We start from the raw sequence: 23,048 nt of genomic DNA on the forward strand, positions 1-23,048 counted from the left end.
AGCGCTTTCGGTTCATGGTCGACATTTTCGCCCTTGCCCTGAGCCATGGCTTGCTGGCGCTGGTCGCTTGGCGCCTGCTGCTGCGTCCAGACCTCGATGTCGAGGCGGGGCCGGCTGAGCGGCCGGCGAAGCGCGACAGCGGCAAGCAGGATGGTGCCCGTCCGGTGCGGCGCGGAATGGTCTGGCATCGCCGCCCCGGAGAGACGGACGGCGATGCTTGACCTCGGCCTCACGGCATTTCTGGCCTGTTTCCTGGCGCTTGGCTTCCGGCGGCCGTTCCTCTGGGTGCTGTGCTATCTCTATGTCGACATCGTCGCGCCCCAGCTCATTTCCTGGGGTATCCTTTCGCACATTCCGATCTCGCTCATGGCTTTCGCGGCGGCGTTCGGCGGCTGGCTGCTGTTCGACGACAAGCGCGACACGCGTTTTACCTTCCGGCAAGGCCTGCTGACGGCGCTGCTGATCTACTGCGCGGTCAGCACGTTGACGGCGGTCTATCCCGAGGCGGCGCAGGAGAAGTGGGCCTGGGTGTGGAAGGCGCTGGTCTTCGCGATCTTCCTGCCGTTTACCCTGCGCACGCGGCTCCGGATCGAGGCGGTGGCGCTGGTCATGGTGCTTTCGGCGAGCGCGCTGATCATCGACGGCGGCATCAAAACTGCGATGGGCGGCGGCGGCTATGGCTCCCTGCGCATCTTCGTGGAGAGCAACACGGGTCTGTTCGAAGGCTCGATCCTGTCGAGCGTGGCCATCGCGATCATCCCGCTGATTCTGTGGCTGGCGAAGCACGGCACGATCTTCCCGTCCGACTGGCGCGTGAAGCTGTTCGCCGCCGCGCTGATCTTTGCCTGCGCGCTGATTCCGGTGGGCACGCAGGCGCGTACCGGCCTCGTCTGCCTCGGCGTGCTGTGCTTGTTCTATCTGCGGACGGCGAAACACAAGGTGTTGATTGCAGGAGGAATGGCACTGGCCGTCACGCTGGCGGTGCCGTTCCTGCCATCCTCGTTCCTCGCGCGGATGGGGACGATCGAGAATCACCAGGCCGACCAGTCCGCCAGCACGCGAATCGGTGTGTGGAAATGGACCTGGGACTATGTGAAGCAGCATCCGATGGGCGGCGGCTTCGTGGTCAACATCGCCAGCAAGGTGGCCTACGACACGATCGCGGCCAACACCGACGGCGGCAATACCACTATCACGCGTACGCGCGTGGTGGAGGAAGGCCGCGCATTCCATTCCAGCTACTTCGAGATGCTGGGCGAGCAGGGCTTCCCCGGCTTCGCGCTGTGGATCCTGCTCCAATTGACCGGCCTTGTGCAGATGGAACTGATTCGCCGTCGCTGGAAGCCCCGCAAGAACCCCGAAGAGGCATGGGCTGCGCCGCTGGCCGTGGCGCTGCAGCTCTCCCAGATCGTCTATCTGATCGGATCGCTGTTCGTGGGCATCGCTTTCCAGCCCTTCATTCTCATGCTGGTGGGCCTGCAATGCGGGCTGTGGAGCTACTTGCGCCGGATCGAACGGAGCGCCCCGACGATGCGGCAGGACAAAGTAACGATACGGGCCGCAAAGTCGGGCCGGACCGGGCTTGCGAATCCGGTTACGCACCCCTCCGATATGGCGAAATCCCTATGATCCATTGCGGATCGAAGCATGGTTCGTCTTTTACGGCAAATTAACCTTTAACCTTCATTGCTCATATGGTTAATACACGGCAATGTCCGTTTAGACGGGGTTAGCGTCGGCGGATATGGGGCAAAAGGGGGGCAACCCAATGCGAGTGCTGTTGATCGAGGATGAACCAACTACGGCGCGGGCGATCGAGCTTATGCTCACGGCCGAAGGGTTCAACGTTTACTCTACCGACCTGGGCGAAGAAGGCCTGGATCTCGGCAAGCTCTACGATTACGACATCATCCTGCTCGACCTGAACCTGCCCGACATGCACGGGTACGATGTGCTGAAGAAGCTGCGCGTCGCCAAGGTGCAGACGCCGGTCCTGATCCTCTCGGGCATTTCTGAGATGGATTCCAAGGTTCGCTCGTTCGGCTTCGGCGCTGACGACTATGTGACCAAGCCGTTCCACCGCGAAGAACTGATTGCGCGTATCCACGCCGTGGTTCGCCGCTCGAAGGGCCATTCGCAGTCGGTCATCCGTACCGGCAAGCTGGTCGTGAACCTCGACGCCAAGACCGTTGAGGTCGATGGCGCCCGCGTGCACCTGACCGGCAAGGAATATGCGATGCTGGAGCTGCTCTCGCTGCGTAAGGGCACCACGCTGACCAAGGAAATGTTCCTCAACCACCTTTACGGCGGCATGGACGAGCCCGAGCTGAAGATCATCGACGTCTTCATCTGCAAGCTCCGCAAGAAGCTTGCCCATGCCTGCGGCGGCGCCAACTACATCGAAACCGTCTGGGGCCGTGGCTATGTGCTGCGCGATCCGGACGAACTGGCCGAAGTCGCCTGATCCTATCCGGCCCGATCCTGTCGGGCTGTGACGCGAGTTCCCCTCGCATGAGTGAAAACGGCCTGCCTCTTGGGGCAGGCCGTTTTTCGTCGTCTTGGCGCCCCGCGAAATTGGACCCATGATTCGAGAAATTCTGGACGTTTTCAAAGGACCAATTCCCGTCGGAAATCGGTGACCGTGCCGACAGGAAGGTTATAGGTCCGTCATGAAGTCCGTTCCGCGCTCGCCCTGGATCGTCCTGCACCGCTATCTGGGATTGGCGGCGATCCCGTTCCTGTTCATCGCGGCCATTACCGGTTCGGTGCTGTGCTTCGTCCGTCCGATCGACGCCTGGCTCAACGCAGACCTGTTTCGCCAGCCGGTTGCGGTTGCGCACCCGACTGAGGTGGTGGGGATGATGGACCGCTTTGTGCAAGCGCATCCGGAATGGATCGTGCGCGGATTTCCGATTGCGGTGCCGGGCGATTTGCGGATTCCGGTGAAAGTGGACCGCGCGGTGGGCCGGGAAGGGCCTGCGGTGGACCAGATCTTCCTTGATCGCGCGACAGGGGCGATTGCCGGTGGCCGCTCGACCGAGGCAGCCTTCAATCGGCGCGGCATGGCCGAATGGCTGGTCGCCTTCCATTCGAAGCTGGTGCTGGGAACCGGGGGGCGCTGGCTGATGGGACTGGTGGCGATTGCGTGGCTCGTGGGCCATCTGATCGGCTTCTATCTGTCGTTTCCGCTCAGGAAGCCGTTCTGGAAAGGCTGGAAGAAAAGCTGGAAAGTCAGCTTCCGGTCGCTGCTGCCCAAGTTCATGCATGACTGGCATCAGGCGAGCGCGCTCTGGCTTTTCGTGCCGCTTACCGTGCTGGCGCTGACGTCGATTGGCTTCAATTTCTTCTCGGAAGCCTATGCTCCGGCGGTGGAGGCGCTCTTCGCGAAAGACAAGCCCGATGCAGCCAAGACGCTGCCGCAGGGGACGGGCACGGCGCCCATGACATTCGCCGATGCCGTCACCGCCGCTCGCGCCGAAGCCGCGCGTACGAATGTAAGCTGGCAGCCCGCGACGGTGCTGACCGATCCGAAGGAGGGTACCGTCGGCGTGACCATGACCGACGATGGCCGGCTCAATTACCACGGGCTCGGCCCGATCTATTACTACTTCGACCGGAAGAGCGGCGCGCTGGTCAAGACGCTCGATCCCTATCACGGCGATAGCGAACTGGCCGGTTATCGCCTGCTCTACCCGCTTCACAGCGGGCGCATCGGCGGCAATCTGACGATCCTGCTGGTCTTCCTTTCGGGACTGGCAACGGCAGGGCTATGCGTGACCGGCGTTTATGTCTGGTGGAAGAAGCGCCAGTCGCGCGTGGCGGCGCGCAAGGCGCAGGCGAAACGGGCTGCGGCGATCGTGGGAACCGGCCGGGTCATCCAAGCCGAGCGTTGACCTTCCGCGGCGTTGGTGCCACTGCGCCGCGCCATGACGGCTCACAAATCCGGCGATCCGACCACGCTCAACCGCCTCTATGGCCGCGCCAAGGGCAAACCCCTGCGCGCGGGTCAGCAGGCGCTGGTCGACAACCTGCTGCCGCGGATCGCGGTCCCGCTCGAAGGCCCGGTCACGGCCGAGGGCCTGTTCGGGCGCGATTGCGCGCTGCATTTCGAGATCGGCTTCGGCGGCGGCGAGCACATGGCGCAGCGCGCCGACATGCTGCCCGATCACGGCTTCATCGGCTGCGAACCCTTCGTCAACGGTGTCGCCCAGGCACTTACGCATGTCGCTGGTGACAATGGCGCGCATCCGCCGATCGGCAATGTGCGCATCCACCACGGCGACGCGCTGGAAGTGCTGGCGCGCATTCCGGACGGCTCGCTCTCGTTCCTCTATCTGCTGCACCCGGACCCCTGGCCCAAGGCGCGCCACGCCAAGCGGCGCATGATGAACGACGGCCCGGTGGACATGTTCGCGGCCAAGCTCAAGCCGGGCGGCGAGTTTCGCTTCGGCACCGACCACGCGGTCTATCTGCGCCATGCGCTGATGGTGATGGAGCGCCACACCGACCAGTTCGAATGGCTCTGCGACAAGCCCGCAGACTTCCAGAACCGCCCCAGCGGCTGGCCGGAGACCCGCTACGAAGCCAAGGCGCGTGCAGTTTACGGCCATGAAGTCTGGTATTTCCGCTATCGACGCAAGTGAGGGAACGCGGGTTCGGTCCCACGGGAGTTGCGGGCAGCCGCGTGCGCCACTAAAGCGCGCCGATGACCAATTCTCCCAGTTCCTCCCGGCGTACTTTCGCGATCATCTCGCACCCGGACGCCGGTAAGACCACGCTGACCGAAAAGCTGCTGTTGCAGGGCGGCGCCATTCACCTTGCCGGCGAAGTGAAGGCGCGCGGCCAGGCGCGCCGTGCGCGGTCGGACTGGATGAAAATCGAGCAACAGCGCGGCATCTCGGTCACCAGCTCGGTGATGACGTTCGAGAAGACGAGTCCTGACGGCAGTGTCATTACCTTCAACCTGCTCGACACGCCGGGCCACGAAGACTTCTCCGAAGACACCTACCGCACGCTGACGGCGGTCGATTCGGCGATCATGGTCATCGACGCGGCAAAGGGTATCGAGCCGCAGACACGCAAGCTGTTCGAAGTCTGCCGCCTGCGGTCGGTGCCGATCATCACCTTCATCAACAAGGTCGACCGCGAGGGCCGTCCCTGTTTCGACCTGCTTGACGAAGTGGCCGACATGCTCGCGCTGGACGTCTGCCCGATGTCCTGGCCGGTCGGCATGGGCGGTCTGTTCGAGGGTATTCTCGACATTGCCAGCGGCCGGATCAGCCGCCCGCAGGGGCCGAGCAAGGAATTCCTCGGCCATGTCGACGAAGGCGCGACCCTGCCCGAGGCGGTGGCCGAAGAGCTGGAACTGGCGCAGGCCGGCTATCCCGAATTCGATATCGACGCCTATCGTGGCGGCGACCTGACGCCGGTCTACTTTGGCTCGGCGCTCAAGAACTTCGGCGTTGCCGAGCTGATCGACGCAATTGCGAAGTTCGCGCCCCCGCCGCGCCCGCAGCCTTCGGAAGCCGGCACGATCGAGCCGGAGAACAAGGAAGTCACCGGCTTCATCTTCAAGGTGCAGGCCAACATGGACCCGATGCACCGCGACCGCATCGCCTTCATGCGGCTGGTTTCGGGCACCTTCAAGCGCGGCATGAAGCTGACGCCCTCGGGCCTCGGCAAGCCGATCGCGGTGCACTCGCCGATCCTGTTCTTCGCGCAGGACCGCGAGATTGCCGACAGCGCCGAGCCCGGCGACATCATCGGCATTCCGAATCACGGCACCTTGCGCGTGGGCGATACGCTGTCCGAGAAGAACGTGGTGCGCTTTACCGGCCTGCCCAACTTCGCGCCGGAAATCCTGCGCCGCGTCGCGCTCAAGGATCCGACCAAAACCAAGCAGTTGCGCAAGGCGCTGGACGACCTTTCGGAAGAGGGCGTGATCCAGGTCTTCTATCCGGAGATCGGCTCGCAATGGATCGTCGGCGTGGTCGGCCAGCTCCAGCTTGACGTGCTGATCAGCCGGCTTGAGGCCGAATACAAGGTCGAGGCGATGCTGGAACCTTCGCCCTTCGATACGGCGCGCTGGATCAAGGGCAGCGACCAGGCGCTGCGCGAGTTCGCCGATTTCAACATGATGAATCTTGCGAAGGACCGTGACGGCGATCCGGTGTTCATGGCGCGTTCGGCCTGGGACGTGGGTTACCAGCAGGAGCGCAATCCGGAACTGACCTTCAGCGCCACCAAGGAGCGCTAAGGGGGGAACAACTCCCGGGTCCTGCGGATTGGTTATTCCGCCAGCCTCGTCTTTGGCCACCTTGGCTTTGGCGAGGTGGGCGGCGTAAGCTAGTCGTTCGAAGACCCGTGGGGCCCGTTCCTTGCAGATCACATTCGCCAGCTACAACATTCACAAGGCTGTCGGTCTGGACCGACGGCGCGATCCCGAGCGCATCCTGACGGTCCTGCGCGAAATCGATGCCGATGTCGTGGCGCTGCAGGAAGTGGACCGCCGTTTTGGCCGGCGCATGGCGGCGCTGCCGCTTGAAGCCATCCACGCTGCGACCGACTATGTGCCCGTTCCGCTGTCGATGAAGCCGGACAGCCTCGGGTGGCACGGCAATGCGATTCTCGTGCGCAAGGGAATCGAACTGCGTGAGGCTGCGCCGGTACCGCTGCCGGTATTGGAACCGCGCGGCGCAATTCGGGCCGATCTGGAGCTTGAGGGGCATCGCTTCCGCGTGGTCGGCATGCACCTCGACTTGTCCGGGCTGCGACGCCGGCTTCAGGTGCGCAGCGTGCTGGCGCATGTCGGCGGGTGCGACGGGCATGTCCCCACCGTGCTCATGGGCGATTTCAACGAATGGTCGATGCACGGCGGCTGTTTCCGCGAATTCGCGCGGCCCTGGCACGTTCTCTCACCGGGCCGGAGTTTCCCCTCGCGGCGGCCGCTGGCGCAGCTGGACCGCATCATCGTGTCCAGCGAATGGGCAGTTCTGGGAACAAACGTCCATCACAGCCCGCTCTCGGCGACAGGATCTGACCATCTGCCGGTCTTTGCCACGCTGAGATTGCCTAAAAAATAGGCAGCTGCTCGGGAATCGGGCGGTGCACAATGCTGCGGTTGCGAGCGATAGCTAAAAATCGCACCGATTCCCGCCCTTGAGTAAATTGGCACACCCCTTGCTTTGCTAATTGGCAGCCGGTGCTGGGGCCGGTGGCAAGCAGGGGATAGGCATGAAGTTCGTCATAGCCATCATCAAGCCCTTCAAGCTCGACGAAGTTCGGGAAGCGCTTGGCGCGATCGGCGTCGCGGGCATGACCGTTACCGAGGTCAAGGGCTTCGGCCGTCAGAAGGGCCAGACGGAAATCTATCGTGGGGCCGAGTATTCGACCAACATGCTCCCGAAGGTGAAGATCGAGGTCGCCGCGCCGGACGATCTGGCGCCGAAGATCGTGGAAACGATCCAGCAAGTCGCCAGCACCGAAGCCATTGGCGACGGCAAGATTTTCGTCCTCGATCTCGCTTCGGCGGTGCGTATCCGCACCGGCGAATCCGGCGACACCGCGCTTTGACCGGCGCTTCCGACAGGAGGGATTCCACGATGAACCGCAAGATTCTGTGCGGCGCCGGCGCTCTGGGAGCGTCGCTGTTCGCCGCCATGCCTGCCTGGGCCCAGGCTGCTGCCGCTGCCGCGGCACCGACCGTCAACAAGGGCGACACCGCCTGGATGATGACCTCGACCCTGCTCGTTCTGATGATGATCGTGCCGGGCCTTGCCCTGTTCTACGGCGGTCTGACCCGCTCGAAGAACATGCTTTCGACCATGACGCAGATCGGCGCCGTGGCCAGCCTTGCCATGCTGATCTGGGTGATCTGGGGCTACACGATGGCCTTCGGCGATGGCGGCAATGCCTTCATCGCGGGCTTCGGCAAGCTTTTCCTCGCCGGTGTCACGCCTGACAGCGTGTCGGCAACCTTCACCGCCGGCGTCGCAATTCCCGAATACGTGTTCATCTGCTTCCAGATGACCTTCGCGGCAATCACGGTCGCGCTCGTGCTCGGTTCGACCGTGGAGCGCATCAAGTTCTCGGCCGTGATGGTGTTCGGCGCCATCTGGCTGACGATCGTCTACTTCCCGATCGCGCACATGGTCTGGGGCAGCAATGGCTACTTCTTCGCCAAGGGCGCTCTCGACTTTGCGGGCGGTACCGTCGTTCACATCAACGCCGGTGTTTCGGCTCTCGTTGCGGCTCTGATCCTGGGCAAGCGCAAGGGCTATCCCACCGAGCCGATGCCGCCGCACTCGCTGACCCTCACCATGATCGGTACCGGTCTGCTGTGGGTGGGCTGGTTCGGGTTCAACGCCGGTTCGGCGCTTGAAGCCAACGGTTCGGCCGCCCTGGCCATGATCAACACCTTCGTCGCCACCGCTTCTGCCGCCCTGTTCTGGATGCTTGCCGAGCGTCTCAGCGGCCACAAGGGTTCGGCCCTCGGCTTCTGCTCGGGCATCGTCGCCGGTCTCGTCGCGGTCACACCGGCAGCCGGCAACTCGGGCCCGTTCGGCGCGATCGTGCTCGGCGCCGTCGCTTCGGTCGTCTGCTTCTTCGCCGTGAGCAAGCTCAAGCCCGCGCTTGGCTATGACGACGCCCTCGACGCTTTCGGTGTGCACGGCATTGGCGGCATGATCGGTGCGATCGGCACCGGCATCGTCTACTCGCCCGCTCTTGGCGGCCCCGGCAAGCCGGACTTCGACATGGTTCACCAGGTCATCGTCCAGCTTGAAACCGTCGGCACCACGATCGTTGTCGCCGCCATCGGCACTGCGATCGCGATCACCATCGCCAAGGCAGTCACCGGCCTGCGCGTCAGCCCCGAAGTCGAACAGGAAGGTCTCGACATCGGCGAGCATGGCGAGCGCGCCTACAACTAAGTTCAGAGTTTGGCGGCAGCGGGAACTCTCCTCTCTCCTCCTCCCCGTTGCCGCCTCCCGGTGTTCCTCCTGCGAACACAAACTCAAGGGCCGGAGCCAGCCGCTCCGGCCCATTTTTCTTTGTCGTCGGGATGGCTTTGTGTGATGGTGCGCACAGCATGCACCCGGCCAGGGAGATGGACGTGAAATACATCATCGCGATCATCAAGCCGTTCAAGTTCACCGAAGTGAAGGACGCTCTGGCCAGTGCCGGAGTCTCTGGACTGACAGTATCGGAGGTGAGCGGTTTCGGCCGGCAGAAGGGCCAGACCGAGATCTATCGCGGCGCGGAGTATTCCTCCAGCCTGGTGCCCAAGATCAAGCTGGAGATTGCGGTGTCGGATGCTTTCGCCGATTCGGTCGTCGAGATCATCGGCAAGTGCGCGAGCACCGACGAGATCGGCGATGGCAAGATCTTCGTGTTCGATCTGGCCGAGGTCCTGCGCGTGCGCACAGGAGAGCAGGGCGATATCGCCCTGTAGACACGACCGGCAGGAAGCGGGTCAGCTGCCGGCGGCGAACATTTCGATCAATTGGCGAACGGGCGTGACATCGTAGCCGGCGGCCGCGGCTTTCGACGCGATTACGGCAGGATTGTCGCCCGCCTTTGCCCGGGCCAGAGCCCACAGCAGGGTCGAGCGGGTGCCCGAACGACAATAAGCCAGTACCGGACCGTCCACGCCATCCAGCGCTTCGATCATGGCGTCGACTTGCGCCTGGCTGAAGCCGGCATGCGTCACCGGGATCGCCACGTAGTCGATGCCGGCGTCCCGCGCAGCAGCTTCGATATCGGGCCCCGGAACCTGATCGTCGCTTTCGCCTTCGGGGCGATTGTTGATGATTCGCACGATTCCGAGGGCCTTGGCCTCGGCAATGGCTTCGATCCCGATTTGCGGGCTGGCAAAGACGGTTTCGGAGACCTGGCGGAACATCATGAACTCTCCCTCGCGACGGCGATCGGGAGGCGGGTGAGCCCGAAATTCCCCGGCGTCAAGAACATACTTTCGGGCAAGATACGAAGCGCCGACAATCGAAATGCGGCCTTTCGGTTACACGTCGGCAAATTCGCGCGTAATTGTGTTCGCCATGGGCATACGACTCGTGTATGACCCGACATTGCAGGGTGTAGGGAGAGTTGCGTCTCTTCCACTCGTCTGGCAGCCGGTACGGTTCGTCCACGTGCCCGGCTGAATGCTTTTTGTGGCGCAGCGAAGGTACGTTCGTAGACATGGGTTTTGACAGAGGTCGTCGCGGAAGGGGACGCGACAAGCGGGATCGGTTTGGAGAGGACGAGTTCGACCCGTTCTTTGCCGGACAAGATCGTTTCGGTGGCGGTGACCGTTTCGGCGGCGGCGGCGATCGCTTCGGCGGTGGTGACCGTTTCGGTGGCGGTGATAACGCTGGTGGTGGTCCCCGTGGTGGCGGCTTCGGCGGCCCGCGTGGCGGCGGCGGTGGTGGCTTCGGTGGTCCCCGCGGCGGCGGCGGTATGCCGGCTCAGGTCGTTGGCCAGGGCAAGGGCGTCGTCAAGTTCTTCAACGGAGCCAAGGGCTTCGGCTTCATCCAGCGCGACGAAGGCGGCGACGATGTGTTCGTGCACATCAGCGCAGTCGAACGCGCGGGCCTTGAAGGTCTTGCTGAAGGTCAGCAGCTGGAATTCCAGCTTGTGGATCGCGGTGGCAAGATCTCGGCAAGCGATCTCGTGGTCATTGGCGACGTGATTGCGGTTGAGAAGCGCGAGCCCGCGCCGCAGCGTCAGCTGACCGGCGAGAAGGCCAGCGGCACTGTCAAGTTCTTCAACTCCATGAAGGGCTTCGGCTTCATCACTCGCGACGATGGCCAGCCTGATGCCTTTGTGCACATCAGCGCGGTTGAGCGTTCGGGCCTGTCGGGCCTCAACGAAGGTGATCGCGTGGAGTTCGACATCGAGGTCGATCGACGAGGCAAGTACTCGGCGGTCAACCTGGCGGCGCTCCAGGGCTGATCAAGCCTGCAAATCCTCCGGTGGGTTAATCGGAGGACTGCACAAGTATCGCAGCGCTCAAATGGCGGTCCGCATAGGGCCGCCATTTGTCGTTTGCCGATTCCAGATATTTTTCGCTTCACTGATTTATTTCGAGGAATAACGTCATGTCGATCACTCCGCTGATGCCTGTGTACCCCCGGTGCGGCGTTCGGCCCGTTCGCGGCGAACACTGCCATCTCATCAGTGAAGACGGTCGCCGATTCCTCGATTTCGCAAGCGGCATTGCGGTCAATCTGCTCGGTCATTCGCACCCCGGCCTCGTCGGCGCGATTCAGAAGCAGGCCGAGACACTGATGCACGTTTCCAATCTCTACGGTAGCCCGCAGGGTGATGCGATCGCCAAGCGTCTTGTCGATCTGACCTTTGCCGACACCGTGTTCTTCACCAATTCGGGTGCGGAAGCCGTCGAGTGCGCGATCAAGACGGCGCGGGCTTACCACCAGCATGTCGGCAACGATGAGAAGTACGAGCTGATCACGTTCAACAACGCCTTCCACGGGCGGACGATGGCGACGATCAGCGCTTCCAACCAGGAAAAGATGCACAAGGGCTTCCTGCCCCTGCTGCCCGGCTTCAAGTACGTCGAATTCGATGATCTTGAGGCTGCCAAGGCCGCGATTGGCCCCAATACCGCAGGTTTCCTGGTCGAACCGATCCAGGGTGAAGGCGGTATCCGTATCGCGTCGCCCGAATTCCTCCAGGGCTTGCGCGCGCTGTGCGACGAACATGACCTGATCCTGATTCTGGACGAAGTGCAGAGCGGCGTCGGTCGCGCAGGTACGCTTTATGCCTATGAGCAGTACGGCATCGTTCCCGACGTTCTGTCTACTGCCAAGGGCATTGGCGGCGGGTTCCCCGTTGGCGCTTGCCTGGCAACGGAAAAGGCCGCGCGCGGCATGGTCATCGGCGCCCACGGCTCGACCTACGGTGGCAATCCCTTCGCCATGGCGGCAATCGGCGCGGTGCTGGATGCTGTCGCCAACGAAGATTTCCTCGCCGAGGTTCGCAGCAAGGGCGAGCGGCTGATGGCGCGCCTTGAGCAGTTCATCGGCAACTATCCGGAGCTGTTCGATTCGGTTCGCGGCCGGGGGCTGTTCATCGGCCTCAAGCTCAAGGTCGAGCCGCGCGCTTTCGTCGCCCACATGCGCGACAATCACCAGTTGCTGACGGTCTCTGCCGGAGACAACGTGGTGCGCATCCTACCGCCGCTGGTCATCGATGACAGCCACATGGACGAATTCATGGAGAAGCTTTCTGCCGCTGCGGCAAGCTACCAGCCGGAAGAGGTTGCGTAATGGCACGCGATTTCCTCGGCCTCGGCGATGCGGGCGGCGACATGGTCGCCGCGATGATCAATGATGCGATTGACCGCAAGGCGGCGCGCAAGGGCTGGCCCAAGGGCCGCCCGGATGCCGATGCCCCTCTGGCAGGTCATGTGCTGGCCATGATCTTCGAGAAGAATTCGACGCGTACCCGCGTTTCGTTTGACATGGCCATGCGCCAACTCGGTGGCAGCGCGCTGATCATGGAGGCAGGGAGCACCCAGATCGGCCGTGGCGAAACGATTGCCGACACCGCACGCGTGCTCAGCCGCATGGTCGATGCGATCATGATCCGCACCGACGATCACGCGAAGATCGAGGAACTGGCCCATTACGCCGATGTTCCGGTCATCAATGGCCTGACCGACCTTTCGCATCCCTGTCAGATCGTCGCGGACCTCCTGACCATCGTCGAACATGGGGCCTCGTTGCCGGGCCTTCAGATGGCCTGGCTGGGCGATGGCAACAATGTCGCCAACTCGCTGATCGAGGCGGCCGGACTGATGAAGTTCACCATCCGCATCGGCGGTCCGGCGGGCTACGAGCCCGACGAAGCCTTCGTTGCCCGCGCACGTGCCGCCGGCGGCGAGGTCATTCTGACCAGCGATGCCGAAGAGGCCGTCGCAGGCGCGCAAGTCGTGGTCACCGATACCTGGGTCTCGATGGGACAGGCCGGCGGTGAGAAGCACATTGCCGCCATGCAGCCCTATCAGGTCAATGCCGCGCTCATGGCCAAGGCTGCGCCGGGAGCGAAGTTCCTGCACTGCCTTCCCGCGCATCGCGGTGAGGAAGTGACGAACGAAGTGATCGACGGGCCGAATTCGGTCGTGTGGGACGAGGCGGAGAACCGCATCCACGCGCAGAAGTCGGTCCTGCTTTGGGCGCTGGGCAAGCTGTGAACGAAGACATCCTCATCCGAACCGACGATACCGGCTTCGACCGGGCACTGGCTTTCACTGTCCCCTCGCGCAATGCGCGTGGGCGGGTCTTGAGGCTTGGCCCGGTGCTGGAGACGGTGCTTTCGGCACACGCCTATCCCAAGGTGGTCAAGCACGTCCTTGCCGAAGCACTCGTCCTGACGGCGCTGATGGGTTCGTTGCTCAAGGATGAGGATGCGCAGCTGACGTTTCAGGCGCAAGCCGAAGGCGGAGCCGTGGACTTGCTGGTCTGCGATTACCGCAATGGCGAGGTGCGCGGCTATCTGCGCCACGACCCGGATCTGGCCGAACGCCTTGACGAGGACTGCTCGCTGGAGGCCATCTTCGGAAAGGGCTTCCTGGCAATCACCTTCGACCTTGCAGTTTCCGGCACGCGCTATCAGGGCGTCGTCCCGCTTGAAGGCGCTTCGCTGGCCCACGCCTGTGAGAGCTACTTCGCGCAATCCGAACAGGTGCCCACCCTGATCCGTATCTCAGTGCGTTCCAATGGACCGCGCTGCGTGGCGGGCGGGCTTCTTGTCCAACATCTTCCGGATGGGGAAGAGGGCAAGGAACGCCTGCATGCCAAGGACCAGCATCCCGATTGGGAGCATGTCGCGGTCATGGCGGGAAGCGTGCGGAGCGAGGAACTGGTCGATCCGGTGCTCAATCTGGAGCAGCTTGTCTGGCGCCTTTTCCATGAGGAGGACGAGGTTCGGGTCGAGCCGCTGCTCCTGCTCCAGCGCGGGTGCCGCTGCACCGTGGAGTACTACCGGGAAATCCTCTCGCGCTTCCCCGAGAGCGAGCGTGTCGATATGCGCGACGAGACCGGCCAGATCCCGGTAGATTGCGCTTTTTGTTCGAAAATCCTGCATATCCCGGCCTGATCGACTCATACTCGCTGGTTGTGAAAGCCGATCGGGATGTTCTAAGGCTTACCCCATGGACAAAACGGACGGCCCGATGTCGGAGAAACATGCTGCTTCCAACCTGAAAAGGGTGGCCAAGGCAGGTCTTATCGGATTGGCGTGCATCGGTCTGGCAGCCGTGTCGTTGCCGGCCGCGGCGCAGAAGAAACCATTGGCGATGCTCGACCAGCTCGAACGGGGAACCTGGGAGTTTCGCGGCCTCAGAGACGGTGCGAGAAAGCTTTGCGTGCGCAACGGGCGGGACCTTATCCAGCTGCGCCATCCCGGTGAGGATTGCCATACCGTGGTGGTTGACGACAGGGCCAACGAAGTCACCGTCCAATACACATGTACAGGTCGGGGCTTTGGGCGCACGCATGTTCGACGCGAAACCAATGCCTTGGTCCAGATAGACAGTCAGGGCATCGCCAACGGTCAGCCATTTGCCTTCGTGACGGAAGCCCGCCGGGTGGGCGACTGCGGCGGCTGACGGTTGTCATCGCGCCTGCGAAGGCTTAGCGCGGAGACCATGCAAGACTCTTCCCCAAATCCGTCGGCGCGCAAGGCGGTTGTCCTTCTCTCCGGAGGCCTCGATTCGATGGTTTCCGCAGCTCTTGCCCGTGAGGCTGGATTCGCGCTCAATGCCCTGACGATCGACTATAATCAGCGCCATCGCCGGGAAATCGACGCTGCACGGCAGATCGCGGAAACGCTGGGAGCCGAGCGTCACGTCATCCTGCCGCTTGATCTGCGCCAGTTCGGCGGTTCGGCGCTGACGGACGATATAACGGTTCCCAAAGAAGGGCTGGAACCGGGCATTCCGGTCACCTACGTCCCGGCTCGCAATCTGGTGTTCCTGTCGCTGACTTTGGCCTGGGCCGAGGCGATCGGTGCAGCGGACATCTTCATCGGTGTGAATGCGCTGGACTATTCCGGCTATCCCGACTGTCGCCCAGAATTCATTTCGGCTTTCGAAAACATCGCCACTCTGGCGACGAAGGACGGCGATGAAGGCACGAAGTTCAAGATCCACGCGCCGCTCCAGTTCCTGGGCAAGGCGGACATTGCCCGCGAGGCGGACCGTCTTGGCCTTGAGGCCGGGATGAGCTGGTCGTGCTACGATCCGCAGCCCGATGGCAGGGCTTGCGGGCTATGCGACAGCTGCCGTCTCCGCAAGGCAGGGTTCGCGGATGCAGGGCTTATCGATACGACACTTTACGCGGCCTGATTTCCGCCCTCGGTTTTAGAAAAAAGAAACGCCCCGCTCGCTTGAGTGGGGCGTTTCTTTTTGCCCTGTCATCCAGCGGGAAAGTGTCCGCAGATGAAGTGCGGGCAAAAGAAAAGGGGGCCGGATTGCTCCGACCCCCCAATCTTGTCCGTTGCCGGATCGCTTACATGCCCGAACCCGGACCGTAAGTGATTTCGACGCGACGGTTCTGCAGTTCGCGAACACCGTCTGCGGTGGGAACGCGCGGTTGCGTTTCACCGAAGGCCTGGCTCGAGATTGCGCCGTCGGGGATGCCGTGGCTGGTGAGGTAGGCGCGGACCGAGTCGTTACGACGAGCCGAGAGGCCCATGTTGTACTTGGCGCTACCCGAACGGTCGGTGTGACCGGCCAGCATGATCGGCACGCTGTTGCAGTTGCCGTAAGCCGTGATCGCGCTGTCCAGAATGGTGCCGGCCTCAGGCGTGATGTCGGCCTTATCCCAGTCGAAGAACACGATGTACGGGCCCTTGTTGCACACCACAGGCGGCGGCGGGGGCGGGGGCGGGGGCGGCGGGGGCGGCGGCGGCGGCGGGGGCGGCGGCGGCGGAGCAGCCGGTTCGCCGAAGTTGTAAGCCAGCGTCGCCATCAGCGAGTGCGAGCGCCAACGGGTCTTGAGATCGTCGCCAGCAGTGGTGACAACCTTGACCTTGTCGACGTTCATGAAGCGATACTTCAGGCCGATGTCCACATTCCGGCTGAGCGGAGCGCGGATGCCTGCCAGTGCCTGCCAGGCGAAACCGGTGTCGGAATCGTCGACATTGTCGAGATCGACGCGAGCAACGCCCGCACCGCCGCCGACGAAGCCCTGAAGGCCATCATCCTTGCCGAAGTCGAGCAGGCCGTTGACCATGAACGACAGGTTGCTGGCGTTACCGGTACCCTTGAGCGGACCAGCTGCGTCCGTGTAGGTGCCGATCTTGGCCTGGCGATAGCTGGCTTCGGTTTCCAGACGGAAAGCACCGAAGTCATAGCCGATCACGCCACCACCGTCGAAGCCGGTCTTGAAGTCGTAATCGCCAGCGTGGCTGACGCCATTGATCGTCGCGTTAGCGTCTTCGACGATCATGCCGCCGAAGTCGAGTTCCAGATACCAAGCGTCGTCGCGCGCGAACGCGGGCGTGGCGATAGCTGTCGAAGCCAGCGCCAGTCCGATGACGAGTTTCCTCATACGTTTCCCCTACTAAGAGATTTGGAGCCACCGAGTGCCGTAAGTGTCTACCCCCTCAACAAACAGCGTGCAAGCGCACAATGACGACATGTGTTGCAAGAATGTCGCGTTTTCGGGGCCTTGGTGCCGTCTTGTGACTCCGTTCTTCGAAATCGACGGCATCGAATTGACCCTTATTGCATTGGCGCTGGTCACACCGAAGGCAGGATACCCACGGCTTGCAGGGACGCCACCAGATTGGCGATGGCAGCCCGAGCCTCCCCATCAACTGTTGAGCCACCAACTGGTTCCGTGGGCGGAGAAGCTTTTCTCCAGGAGCCCGAAAACAGCCGATCCTGCCCGGTGGAGCGGTCGAATACACGCATTCCGTCACGCGGCGTTATGAAGGTCCATCCGCCGCTCTGATAACTGGCCAGCATGCCGTCGTTACCGGCCCAATCGCCCGAGGCCTTGCTGGCGACGATCCAGGTATCGCCATCGGTCGGATTTTTCGGCGGCGAGACGCTTTCGCCGCCAATGGCGCAGTGCAGAAGCACATCGGTGCGAACAAAGGCCTCGTTGACGAAAGTCTCCTTGCGGGTCTGGGCCGTATAAAGCAGCGGCAGGGCGAATCGCGGCGTGGTGCTGTCGAATGCGATGGGGTCGGTCATGAGCTGATTTTCCGCACTGGTGGATGGAAGATAGTCGCGCGCAGGGTCAGTTCAGCACGCACAGGTCCAGGCTGGCGGACCGCGCATAAGTGCCCACCTGGGCGACGCGGAGCCATTGTCCGGGAGACTGCGCCGCCAGCCCGGCGCGCATATCGGGAGCGAGGTCGGTCGACGGCGCGCTGGTTGTCCACATTGCGAGCGGCGCATCGACGGGACCGAATGTGACCAGATAGCTCTCCGCCTCTTCGACCAGCGGAACGTCGACGCCGTCTTGCCAGAGCTGGATGCCGCGCGCGCGGCGTGTCCATTCCAGCCGCCAGCTCCCATCCGCAAGCACGGTCCGGCGAGGATGGACCGGCGCGAGCGGACGGAGAGTGAGACCGGACAGCGCAATCGGCGCGCGCACCCCATCGGCATCGCCCCGGCCGATTGCGACGACGCTGCGCGCGGCGGCCGTTCCCAGCAACGCCGGATCGAGCGCGACGGCGCGGCCGTCCACCAGCAAGAAACCCTCGCCCAGCGCATGACCGGCGATCCCGTCTTCCGTGCCGCCGCAGCCGCGCGCGAAGCCTTCGAGCTGCCATGAACCGTCTCCCAGCGATGTCGCCTGCGCGAACTGGATCAACTCCCCGCCTACCAGCGCGAGATTGGCGCCCTCGGCCAGTTGGCGCGCATTGACGGAGGCAAGCTGCATCGCGGGATCGGCCATCCTGACGACCAGCCGTGACGTGCGATCGAAGATGAGCGGGCTCTGGGCTCCCAGCGCGGTCAGCGTCGTGCCAATGGCGCTGCGGGTGCGTCCGCTTGGCCCCATCGACTGCAACTGGCCGTCGCCCCGGTCGGCGTAAAGCGCTGCTCCGGTCCAATTCGCCTGTGCCGAGGAAAGGGCGGCGAAGGGGCGGGCAATGCCGGCAGTACCCGAGGCCGGATCGTAAGGCAGTTCGAAAGCGGTGAGGAGGGTCTCGGCCAGCGGCAGGTCGGCTTGCGGATGGCTCCGGCCCGGATCGGTGGCGAGCGCGGGAACCATTGCCGTTCCCGATGGGGCAACGCGTTCGGCGGCGATCTCGACGCCGGTGTCCCGCCACTCCCATTCGCGCACACGCCAGGTCCCCGCGATGCCGGGGAGGGTGACAAGGGAGCCGGGCGCGACCGCCGCGTCGAGTTCGCCGGTGCGCCAGGAGAGGGTGTCGCGGCTCCAGTCGAGCCGTCGCGAGGTCCGCTCGACCAGAGCCCGGGCATCGGCAGCCTCAAGCGCGGCGGGAAGCTCGATCACGCGCGGCTCTCCCGGCGACGGCCGCCCGGTGGCGTACTGGATCCCGGGCAGATAGTCGCGCGCCGGTTCGTAGTAGCGCAGCGCGGCCAGCGGCTGCTCGGTGACGGGCGCGCGGCTGCGGGAGAACCCGGTGGCGGCGCCGAATTCACCGTCCTCCACCGCCGTCGTCGCTTCGCCCAGCGCGATGGGGGATGATTGCAATCGATCGCGGCCGATCACGATGGTCGTTCCCGCGCAATCGACATCGAGCGGATAGACCGGATCGAGCGCCGAAAGCGCATCGACCAGCGGTCCCTCGTTCGAGAAGCCTAGGAAGCCGTCCAGCGGGACAGCGGCATCCGTATCGTCGATCACCTCGCCCAGGATCGCTGCCAGATCGAACCCTTCGTCGGCGATCACTTCAAACGTCAGCGAGGGGATGTGATTGTAGAAGTCCGACAGGTCGAGGTCCTCGAACACCACATAGGCAAGGTCGCGGTGTGCCGGGCAGCGGCTTCCTTCGGCGGTGAGCAGCAGCGGATCGGGATCCTGATCGCCCGCGCCGGTGTGGATGCGCAGGGTTCCGGTGGTCTTGAGATCTCCCGCCTCGCCCCGGAGAAGCTTGCCATCGGCCCAGATCCGGCCAAGATCGAGGATCGGCCGGCTAGACAGCGCGACCGCGAAACTGGCGGTATAGCTATAGTTGGTGACCGATGCTGCGCCCTTGCCGCCCCCCAGCACTTCGCTGTGCTCGACAAGGTCGGCGGCCCAGATCATCTGCCCGGCAACGCGCATGCGCCCGAAGTGGCGGGCGATCGGTTGGCCATAGCTCGATGTGGTGACGTCCAGCTCCTTGAGCCGCGCGCCTTGCCGGTTGGGCGATCCGAACAGCGCGGCATCGACCTGGCTGCCGACCAGCGAGCCCACCGCGCCGCCGATCGGCCCGCCGACCATGGTTCCGACTGCACTGAAAACGAGGGTTGCCATGTCGATTCCTCAAGGATGAAGGCGCCAATGGCCGAGGGTCGGCCATTCGGGCGGCAAGGGGCCATGGACGACACGGCGCAGCCCGGCATGGGCATGGACGATGGTGTCGCTACCGGTCGCAATGGCGATGTGATGCTGGTAGGGGCCGGGGCGAAGCAGCAGGATATCGCCGGGTTCGGTTTGACCCCGCGCCGGATGAAGGCCCGCCGCGACAGCGATTCCCGCAATTGCGTCGGCGTCACCACCCCGCATCGGATAGCCGTTCGGCAGCCGTACGGACTCTCCCAGCGCGGCTGCGAGAACGCCCAGACAGTCGAGGCCCAGCCGGGGATCGCGTCCGTGAAGCCGAAACGGCACCCCGACCAGACTGCGGGCGGCGTCCGCCAGTTCCGCGCCGGTCACGAAGCTGGCGTGGGATAACTGGTGAGCAGGTCGTTGCCCGGAAGGTAGGGCTCGCCGCGAAAGTTGGCGGCATTGCCGAAGCGAGCGGCGCACGTGTCCAGCGTGTGGTCACAGCCTTCACGGACGAGCGCGCGCGCGCCGACCGGGATTCCGCTATCGAGCGGCGTGTCGAGCACCAGCGCACCATCGCCCTCGACCGCCATGATCCCCATGGCCTCGCCCGCCATGGGCCCGTCGAGCCAGCGCAGTGTCCCGCCGGAATGGCGTGCCGGAGAGGTCGCCGCATCGACGCGAACTGCATTTACGGCGATATCGAGGCTCGCCACGCGCATTTCATCGGTGAACCCCGCTGCGCCGAGATTGCAGCCCGGACCGCAGAACGCGGCACGGCAGGCCGGGCTTGTGCGTGGTACCGGATCGCGTTGCAGTTCGGCCTTGCGCGAGACGAGTTCGGCCGAGAACTGACCATCTTCGGTGCTGATCGAGCCGAGTGTCCCGGCATAGAGCAGCAGCGATTCACCGGTTTCCCAGTCGATCAGGCCGATCCGCACGGTGGCGCCGTCAAAGCGTCCGGCGGTCAGATCGGCGGCGGAGATCGCCTCGTGCGTGAGTGCGCCCTGCACTTCGGCGCTGTCGGCTTCGAAGCCTGCCGACTTACGGATCGAGGAGGGGACCATCCCCGGCGAGGCAAGGTGGAGCACGCCGTCGAACCACAAGTCGGCGTCGTGCGCAGTGAAGCCGAGCGTCACGCCATCGCGGCGCAGCAGGCGCCAGAAAGTCGCGACGGTTTCAAGGTCGGATGAAAACCAGGTTCGCGTCATGATGCCTCCCGGATCTCGACCACCGGCACGCTGGGTGCTTCGCCCGCCGCGAAGGCGGCGCCGGCGATTTCAAGGCTGTCCTCCGCGAAGCGGACCGGCACGTCGAATTCGAAGCCTGCCTTCACGACCGCCCCTGCCCGTGGCGCCGTGTTGAAGCGGACCACGCCAAGGTCGCCGAGCGTCCAGTTGCCCGCCTGCAAGACCCCGTCGACGGAAACGAGCAGGGTTTCGAAATCGGGGCGCGTGATGCGCCGGACTTGCGCGGCCTCGTCGCTGCCGTAGCGTTTCACCAGCGGGAAATCGGATTGGAGGCCGTCGCCGGTTCCCAGTTCCTGATCCGCCGCCGTGCGCATGCCGATCATGCCGTTCGAGCTGAAATCGCTCGGATCGCGCAAGCGAAAGCCCCGCGCGGGGCCTCTGCGGGCGCGGAAGAAGGCGATCAGCACGCCCAGTTCGGCATCGGAGCGGACGCCGGGCCCGACATCGAAGCGCAGCCGCGCGTTCGACCACAGGCTGTTGCGGCGTTCGAAGCCCGAGGCGGTGACCGAGATCGTGGTCGAGAACTCGGGAATTACGGTGGCATCCCGGCCCAGAGCGATGGGGTAGGGCACATCGTCGAAGGCCTGCATGGCGTCGGCTCCTGAACTGTCGGTCGGAATGGGCGGCAGGCGGACGAAGCCGTCGCGACAGACTTGCGGCAGCGCCCAGACCACGATTTCGTGGGGCTTGCGGCCCAGCGCCTCGTCGATCCCGGCGTCGATGCGGCGCCATTGATCGGCGCTTGCGGCATCGGGCACGAAACCGGCGAGATAGTCCTGCGCTTCGGGTGGGTAGCCGAGGCGCTGGTCGATGGTTTCATAGGCGTTCCGGCGCGCGGCATCGGCCCCTGCGGTCAGCCAGTCGTAATCCTCGACCTGAAGCCGGTCGAAGGCGGGAGCGGCCCAGCCCAGCGGCAGGTTGGCACGCCGGAGTTCGGGCATGGCGGGATCGAGTAGCGTTGGCGTGAATACCAGTGCCAGCGCCTCGGCCGGCTTGCCGGCCGCGGCAGTGCGGACGGCAGCGACAAGATCGGCCGTCGATTTCGCCAACAACGCGCCCGCCGCATCGAGCAGCCCCTGTTGCGCCGCGTCGAGGGAGCCGCGCATATCGGTGATGGCCGGTGGCGATCCCCCGAATGCGGCGCGGGCGGCACTGTCATAGAGGCAGATCCTCCCATCCGCGAATGTCCACCACCAGGGTTCGCCAACCTGAAAACGGACCGGCGCACCGGCCCCGGTCATCAGCCCGACAAAGGCCGCGCCGACGGACTGGAGCCAGCTCATGGCCGGTGCGCAGGCGGGTGACAGCAGCGTCGAAGGCGGGTCCCAGCCGGTGCGGGCGGGATTCCCGTTGAGGTCGCGCTGTTTCCAGCTTTCCGGTGCGTGCTGGTCGAGCACTTCGTAGGAGAGCGAGGCGACAGGGCTGAGCCCTCGGGCGATGCATTCGGCGAAGAACGCACGGTGCCATGCGCGGGTCGGCGTATTGAGCGGATCTCCCGCGCCGCCGACGAAGTAGCCGCCCCCGGTGTATGCGAGCCGGAAGTAGTGGCTCATCCCGACATAGTGGACAATGGAACCCCGATAGCCGAGCTGGATCGCGCTGCGCACCAGCCGGGCGGGCGTCTGCACGCCCTCGTCATCGAAGCCCGTGGCGATGGCGAGGCCGTGCGGGGGCACGATCACATCGCCGATCTCCAGCATGGCGCGGGCGCCGTCGGCGCGGATTTCGCTGAGTTCGAACCAGCCCTCGGCTTCGGCGGCCAGCGGATCGGCGCTGCCATCGTAGCCGGGAGGGGCGAACGAAATGAACATCCGGTCGATATCGCGCGGCCAGACCGGATCGGCCTCTGACGGTAGCATGAAGCCGCCGTCCAGCGCGGAGAACCGCAAGGTAACGATCGCATCGTCGCCGCTGCCCTTGGCGTAGTTCCAGAGGCGCACGTACCAGGTGCGCGCATTGCCCGCCTGATCGCGGCCCTCGACGGTCAGCGTCGGGCCGTAGACGTCGCTGAGTGGCAACACGCCCGAGGAGCGCCAGCGGAAGCTCAGCGAGGTGTGCGAATAGTCGCGGTCGGTCCGGTAGGACAGCAGCGGATGATCGTACTTGTCCGCGCTCTCCCAGATCAGCCCGCCGAGGTCGCCCTTGCGCAGGAACGAGGCGTCCACGCGCAGCGAATCCGGGCCGGTGGAGACGACGGCGGCCATCATCGGGCGTGGGAAATTGACGGTCCAGAAGCGCGGGTCGAAGCGCTGGATCCAGTCGCTTGCCTGCCCCTCGCGGGTCTTCGCGAGCCAGAATGCCATGTCGGGTCCTTCGATGCGGA

At 64.2% G+C, this 23,048-nt stretch carries 23 protein-coding genes; 16 read left to right on the plus strand and 7 right to left on the minus strand.

The window, feature by feature from the left end:
• Window positions 1–14 precede the first annotated feature (14 nt).
• The 10 genes from EDF56_RS17240 (at window position 15) to EDF56_RS17285 (ending at window position 9,451) form a co-directional block, all read left to right on the plus strand.
• Window positions 15–221: a hypothetical protein gene (locus EDF56_RS17240; RefSeq protein WP_132389722.1), complete on the plus strand. Its 207-nt coding sequence runs from the start codon at window positions 15–17 to the stop codon at window positions 219–221.
• Window positions 214–1,629 carry a putative O-glycosylation ligase, exosortase A system-associated gene (locus tag EDF56_RS17245; protein ID WP_132389724.1) on the plus strand — a complete coding sequence of 472 codons (1,416 nt, stop codon included), beginning with the start codon at window positions 214–216 and terminating at the stop codon, window positions 1,627–1,629. The genes EDF56_RS17240 and EDF56_RS17245 overlap by 8 nt, the downstream gene beginning before the upstream one ends.
• Before the next feature lie 139 nt (window positions 1,630–1,768).
• Window positions 1,769–2,464 (plus strand): response regulator transcription factor CtrA, encoded by a 696-nt coding sequence (locus tag EDF56_RS17250; protein ID WP_132389726.1) that lies wholly within the window; start codon window positions 1,769–1,771, stop codon window positions 2,462–2,464.
• Window positions 2,465–2,669: 205 nt separating this feature from the next.
• On the plus strand, window positions 2,670–3,893 hold the full coding sequence (locus EDF56_RS17255; RefSeq protein ID WP_132389728.1) for a PepSY-associated TM helix domain-containing protein: 1,224 nt from the start codon (window positions 2,670–2,672) through the stop codon (window positions 3,891–3,893).
• Between the two features lie 33 nt (window positions 3,894–3,926).
• Entirely contained in the window at window positions 3,927–4,643 is a 717-nt protein-coding gene (locus EDF56_RS17260; protein WP_132389730.1) for a tRNA (guanine(46)-N(7))-methyltransferase TrmB, read from the plus strand.
• Window positions 4,644–4,705: 62 nt separating this feature from the next.
• On the plus strand, window positions 4,706–6,256 hold the full coding sequence (locus EDF56_RS17265) for a peptide chain release factor 3 (protein WP_132389732.1): 1,551 nt from the start codon (window positions 4,706–4,708) through the stop codon (window positions 6,254–6,256).
• A gap of 121 nt (window positions 6,257–6,377) precedes the next feature.
• Entirely contained in the window at window positions 6,378–7,082 is a 705-nt protein-coding gene (locus EDF56_RS17270; protein ID WP_132389734.1) for an endonuclease/exonuclease/phosphatase family protein, read from the plus strand.
• Between the two features lie 151 nt (window positions 7,083–7,233).
• The gene (locus EDF56_RS17275; protein WP_132389736.1) at window positions 7,234–7,572 is read left to right on the plus strand and encodes a P-II family nitrogen regulator; all 339 of its coding nucleotides are present in this window, start codon (window positions 7,234–7,236) and stop codon (window positions 7,570–7,572) included.
• 29 nt (window positions 7,573–7,601) lie between these two features.
• Complete coding sequence (locus tag EDF56_RS17280; RefSeq protein WP_132389738.1) at window positions 7,602–8,930, plus strand: ammonium transporter; 1,329 nt, start codon at window positions 7,602–7,604, stop codon at window positions 8,928–8,930.
• A gap of 182 nt (window positions 8,931–9,112) precedes the next feature.
• Complete coding sequence (locus tag EDF56_RS17285) at window positions 9,113–9,451, plus strand: P-II family nitrogen regulator (RefSeq protein WP_132389740.1); 339 nt, start codon at window positions 9,113–9,115, stop codon at window positions 9,449–9,451.
• Between the two features lie 21 nt (window positions 9,452–9,472).
• On the opposite strand, the gene EDF56_RS17290 is transcribed toward EDF56_RS17285, so the two are convergent.
• Complete coding sequence (locus EDF56_RS17290) at window positions 9,473–9,901, minus strand: TIGR01244 family sulfur transferase (protein WP_132390544.1); 429 nt, start codon at window positions 9,899–9,901, stop codon at window positions 9,473–9,475.
• Between the two features lie 296 nt (window positions 9,902–10,197).
• Here EDF56_RS17290 and EDF56_RS26640 point away from each other — a divergent pair, with 296 nt between their 5' ends.
• From EDF56_RS26640 to queC, 6 genes are all read left to right on the plus strand, one after another.
• Window positions 10,198–10,950 carry a cold-shock protein gene (locus EDF56_RS26640; RefSeq protein ID WP_132390546.1) on the plus strand — a complete coding sequence of 251 codons (753 nt, stop codon included), beginning with the start codon at window positions 10,198–10,200 and terminating at the stop codon, window positions 10,948–10,950.
• A gap of 146 nt (window positions 10,951–11,096) precedes the next feature.
• Entirely contained in the window at window positions 11,097–12,287 is a 1,191-nt protein-coding gene (locus tag EDF56_RS17300; RefSeq protein ID WP_132389741.1) for an aspartate aminotransferase family protein, read from the plus strand.
• On the plus strand, window positions 12,287–13,213 hold the full coding sequence (gene argF / locus EDF56_RS17305) for an ornithine carbamoyltransferase (RefSeq protein WP_132389743.1): 927 nt from the start codon (window positions 12,287–12,289) through the stop codon (window positions 13,211–13,213). The genes EDF56_RS17300 and argF overlap by 1 nt, the downstream gene beginning before the upstream one ends.
• On the plus strand, window positions 13,210–14,118 hold the full coding sequence (locus tag EDF56_RS17310) for an Hsp33 family molecular chaperone HslO (RefSeq protein WP_132389745.1): 909 nt from the start codon (window positions 13,210–13,212) through the stop codon (window positions 14,116–14,118). The genes argF and EDF56_RS17310 overlap by 4 nt, the downstream gene beginning before the upstream one ends.
• 55 nt (window positions 14,119–14,173) lie before the next feature.
• Window positions 14,174–14,629 carry a hypothetical protein gene (locus EDF56_RS17315; protein WP_243652665.1) on the plus strand — a complete coding sequence of 152 codons (456 nt, stop codon included), beginning with the start codon at window positions 14,174–14,176 and terminating at the stop codon, window positions 14,627–14,629.
• Window positions 14,630–14,668: 39 nt separating this feature from the next.
• Window positions 14,669–15,367 carry a 7-cyano-7-deazaguanine synthase QueC gene (gene queC / locus EDF56_RS17320; RefSeq protein ID WP_132389747.1) on the plus strand — a complete coding sequence of 233 codons (699 nt, stop codon included), beginning with the start codon at window positions 14,669–14,671 and terminating at the stop codon, window positions 15,365–15,367.
• Window positions 15,368–15,530: 163 nt separating this feature from the next.
• Here queC and EDF56_RS17325 read toward each other — a convergent pair whose 3' ends face one another.
• The 6 genes from EDF56_RS17325 to EDF56_RS17350 form a co-directional block, all read right to left on the minus strand.
• Entirely contained in the window at window positions 15,531–16,574 is a 1,044-nt protein-coding gene (locus EDF56_RS17325) for an OmpA family protein (protein ID WP_132389749.1), read from the minus strand.
• A gap of 191 nt (window positions 16,575–16,765) precedes the next feature.
• The gene (locus EDF56_RS17330) at window positions 16,766–17,224 is read right to left on the minus strand and encodes a DUF2793 domain-containing protein (RefSeq protein ID WP_132389751.1); all 459 of its coding nucleotides are present in this window, start codon (window positions 17,222–17,224) and stop codon (window positions 16,766–16,768) included.
• Between the two features lie 46 nt (window positions 17,225–17,270).
• Window positions 17,271–19,463, minus strand: a complete 2,193-nt coding sequence (locus tag EDF56_RS17335; RefSeq protein ID WP_132389753.1) for a phage tail protein — start codon at window positions 19,461–19,463, stop codon at window positions 17,271–17,273.
• A 9-nt stretch (window positions 19,464–19,472) separates the two neighbouring features.
• Window positions 19,473–19,865 carry a C40 family peptidase gene (locus EDF56_RS17340; protein ID WP_132389755.1) on the minus strand — a complete coding sequence of 131 codons (393 nt, stop codon included), beginning with the start codon at window positions 19,863–19,865 and terminating at the stop codon, window positions 19,473–19,475.
• Window positions 19,862–20,686: a DUF2163 domain-containing protein gene (locus tag EDF56_RS17345; RefSeq protein ID WP_132389757.1), complete on the minus strand. Its 825-nt coding sequence runs from the start codon at window positions 20,684–20,686 to the stop codon at window positions 19,862–19,864. Before EDF56_RS17345 ends, EDF56_RS17340 begins: the two co-directional genes overlap by 4 nt.
• A complete protein-coding gene (locus tag EDF56_RS17350; RefSeq protein ID WP_132389759.1) occupies window positions 20,683–23,028 on the minus strand; it encodes a DUF2460 domain-containing protein in 2,346 nt (781 codons plus the stop codon). Before EDF56_RS17350 ends, EDF56_RS17345 begins: the two co-directional genes overlap by 4 nt.
• Window positions 23,029–23,048: the final 20 nt, after the last annotated feature.

Origin of the sequence: Novosphingobium sp. PhB165 (genome assembly GCF_004341845.1) — a bacterium.
Lineage (GTDB): Bacteria > Pseudomonadota > Alphaproteobacteria > Sphingomonadales > Sphingomonadaceae > Novosphingobium.

What these genes read in the sequence shown, in the direction of transcription:
- EDF56_RS17240 (WP_132389722.1), top strand. Translation starts at nt 15, where the DNA reads ATGGTCGACATTTTCGCCCTTGCCCTGAGCCATGGCTTGCTGGCGCTG.
- EDF56_RS17245 (WP_132389724.1), top strand. Translation starts at nt 214, where the DNA reads ATGCTTGACCTCGGCCTCACGGCATTTCTGGCCTGTTTCCTGGCGCTT.
- EDF56_RS17250 (WP_132389726.1), top strand. Translation starts at nt 1,769, where the DNA reads ATGCGAGTGCTGTTGATCGAGGATGAACCAACTACGGCGCGGGCGATC.
- EDF56_RS17255 (WP_132389728.1), top strand. Translation starts at nt 2,670, where the DNA reads ATGAAGTCCGTTCCGCGCTCGCCCTGGATCGTCCTGCACCGCTATCTG.
- EDF56_RS17260 (WP_132389730.1), top strand. Translation starts at nt 3,927, where the DNA reads ATGACGGCTCACAAATCCGGCGATCCGACCACGCTCAACCGCCTCTAT.
- EDF56_RS17265 (WP_132389732.1), top strand. Translation starts at nt 4,706, where the DNA reads ATGACCAATTCTCCCAGTTCCTCCCGGCGTACTTTCGCGATCATCTCG.
- EDF56_RS17275 (WP_132389736.1), top strand. Translation starts at nt 7,234, where the DNA reads ATGAAGTTCGTCATAGCCATCATCAAGCCCTTCAAGCTCGACGAAGTT.
- EDF56_RS17280 (WP_132389738.1), top strand. Translation starts at nt 7,602, where the DNA reads ATGAACCGCAAGATTCTGTGCGGCGCCGGCGCTCTGGGAGCGTCGCTG.
- EDF56_RS17290 (WP_132390544.1), bottom strand. Translation starts at nt 9,901, where the DNA reads ATGTTCCGCCAGGTCTCCGAAACCGTCTTTGCCAGCCCGCAAATCGGG.
- EDF56_RS26640 (WP_132390546.1), top strand. Translation starts at nt 10,198, where the DNA reads ATGGGTTTTGACAGAGGTCGTCGCGGAAGGGGACGCGACAAGCGGGAT.
- EDF56_RS17300 (WP_132389741.1), top strand. Translation starts at nt 11,097, where the DNA reads ATGTCGATCACTCCGCTGATGCCTGTGTACCCCCGGTGCGGCGTTCGG.
- argF (WP_132389743.1), top strand. Translation starts at nt 12,287, where the DNA reads ATGGCACGCGATTTCCTCGGCCTCGGCGATGCGGGCGGCGACATGGTC.
- EDF56_RS17315 (WP_243652665.1), top strand. Translation starts at nt 14,174, where the DNA reads ATGGACAAAACGGACGGCCCGATGTCGGAGAAACATGCTGCTTCCAAC.
- queC (WP_132389747.1), top strand. Translation starts at nt 14,669, where the DNA reads ATGCAAGACTCTTCCCCAAATCCGTCGGCGCGCAAGGCGGTTGTCCTT.
- EDF56_RS17325 (WP_132389749.1), bottom strand. Translation starts at nt 16,574, where the DNA reads ATGAGGAAACTCGTCATCGGACTGGCGCTGGCTTCGACAGCTATCGCC.
- EDF56_RS17330 (WP_132389751.1), bottom strand. Translation starts at nt 17,224, where the DNA reads ATGACCGACCCCATCGCATTCGACAGCACCACGCCGCGATTCGCCCTG.
- EDF56_RS17335 (WP_132389753.1), bottom strand. Translation starts at nt 19,463, where the DNA reads ATGGCAACCCTCGTTTTCAGTGCAGTCGGAACCATGGTCGGCGGGCCG.
- EDF56_RS17345 (WP_132389757.1), bottom strand. Translation starts at nt 20,686, where the DNA reads ATGACGCGAACCTGGTTTTCATCCGACCTTGAAACCGTCGCGACTTTC.
- EDF56_RS17350 (WP_132389759.1), bottom strand. Translation starts at nt 23,028, where the DNA reads ATGGCATTCTGGCTCGCGAAGACCCGCGAGGGGCAGGCAAGCGACTGG.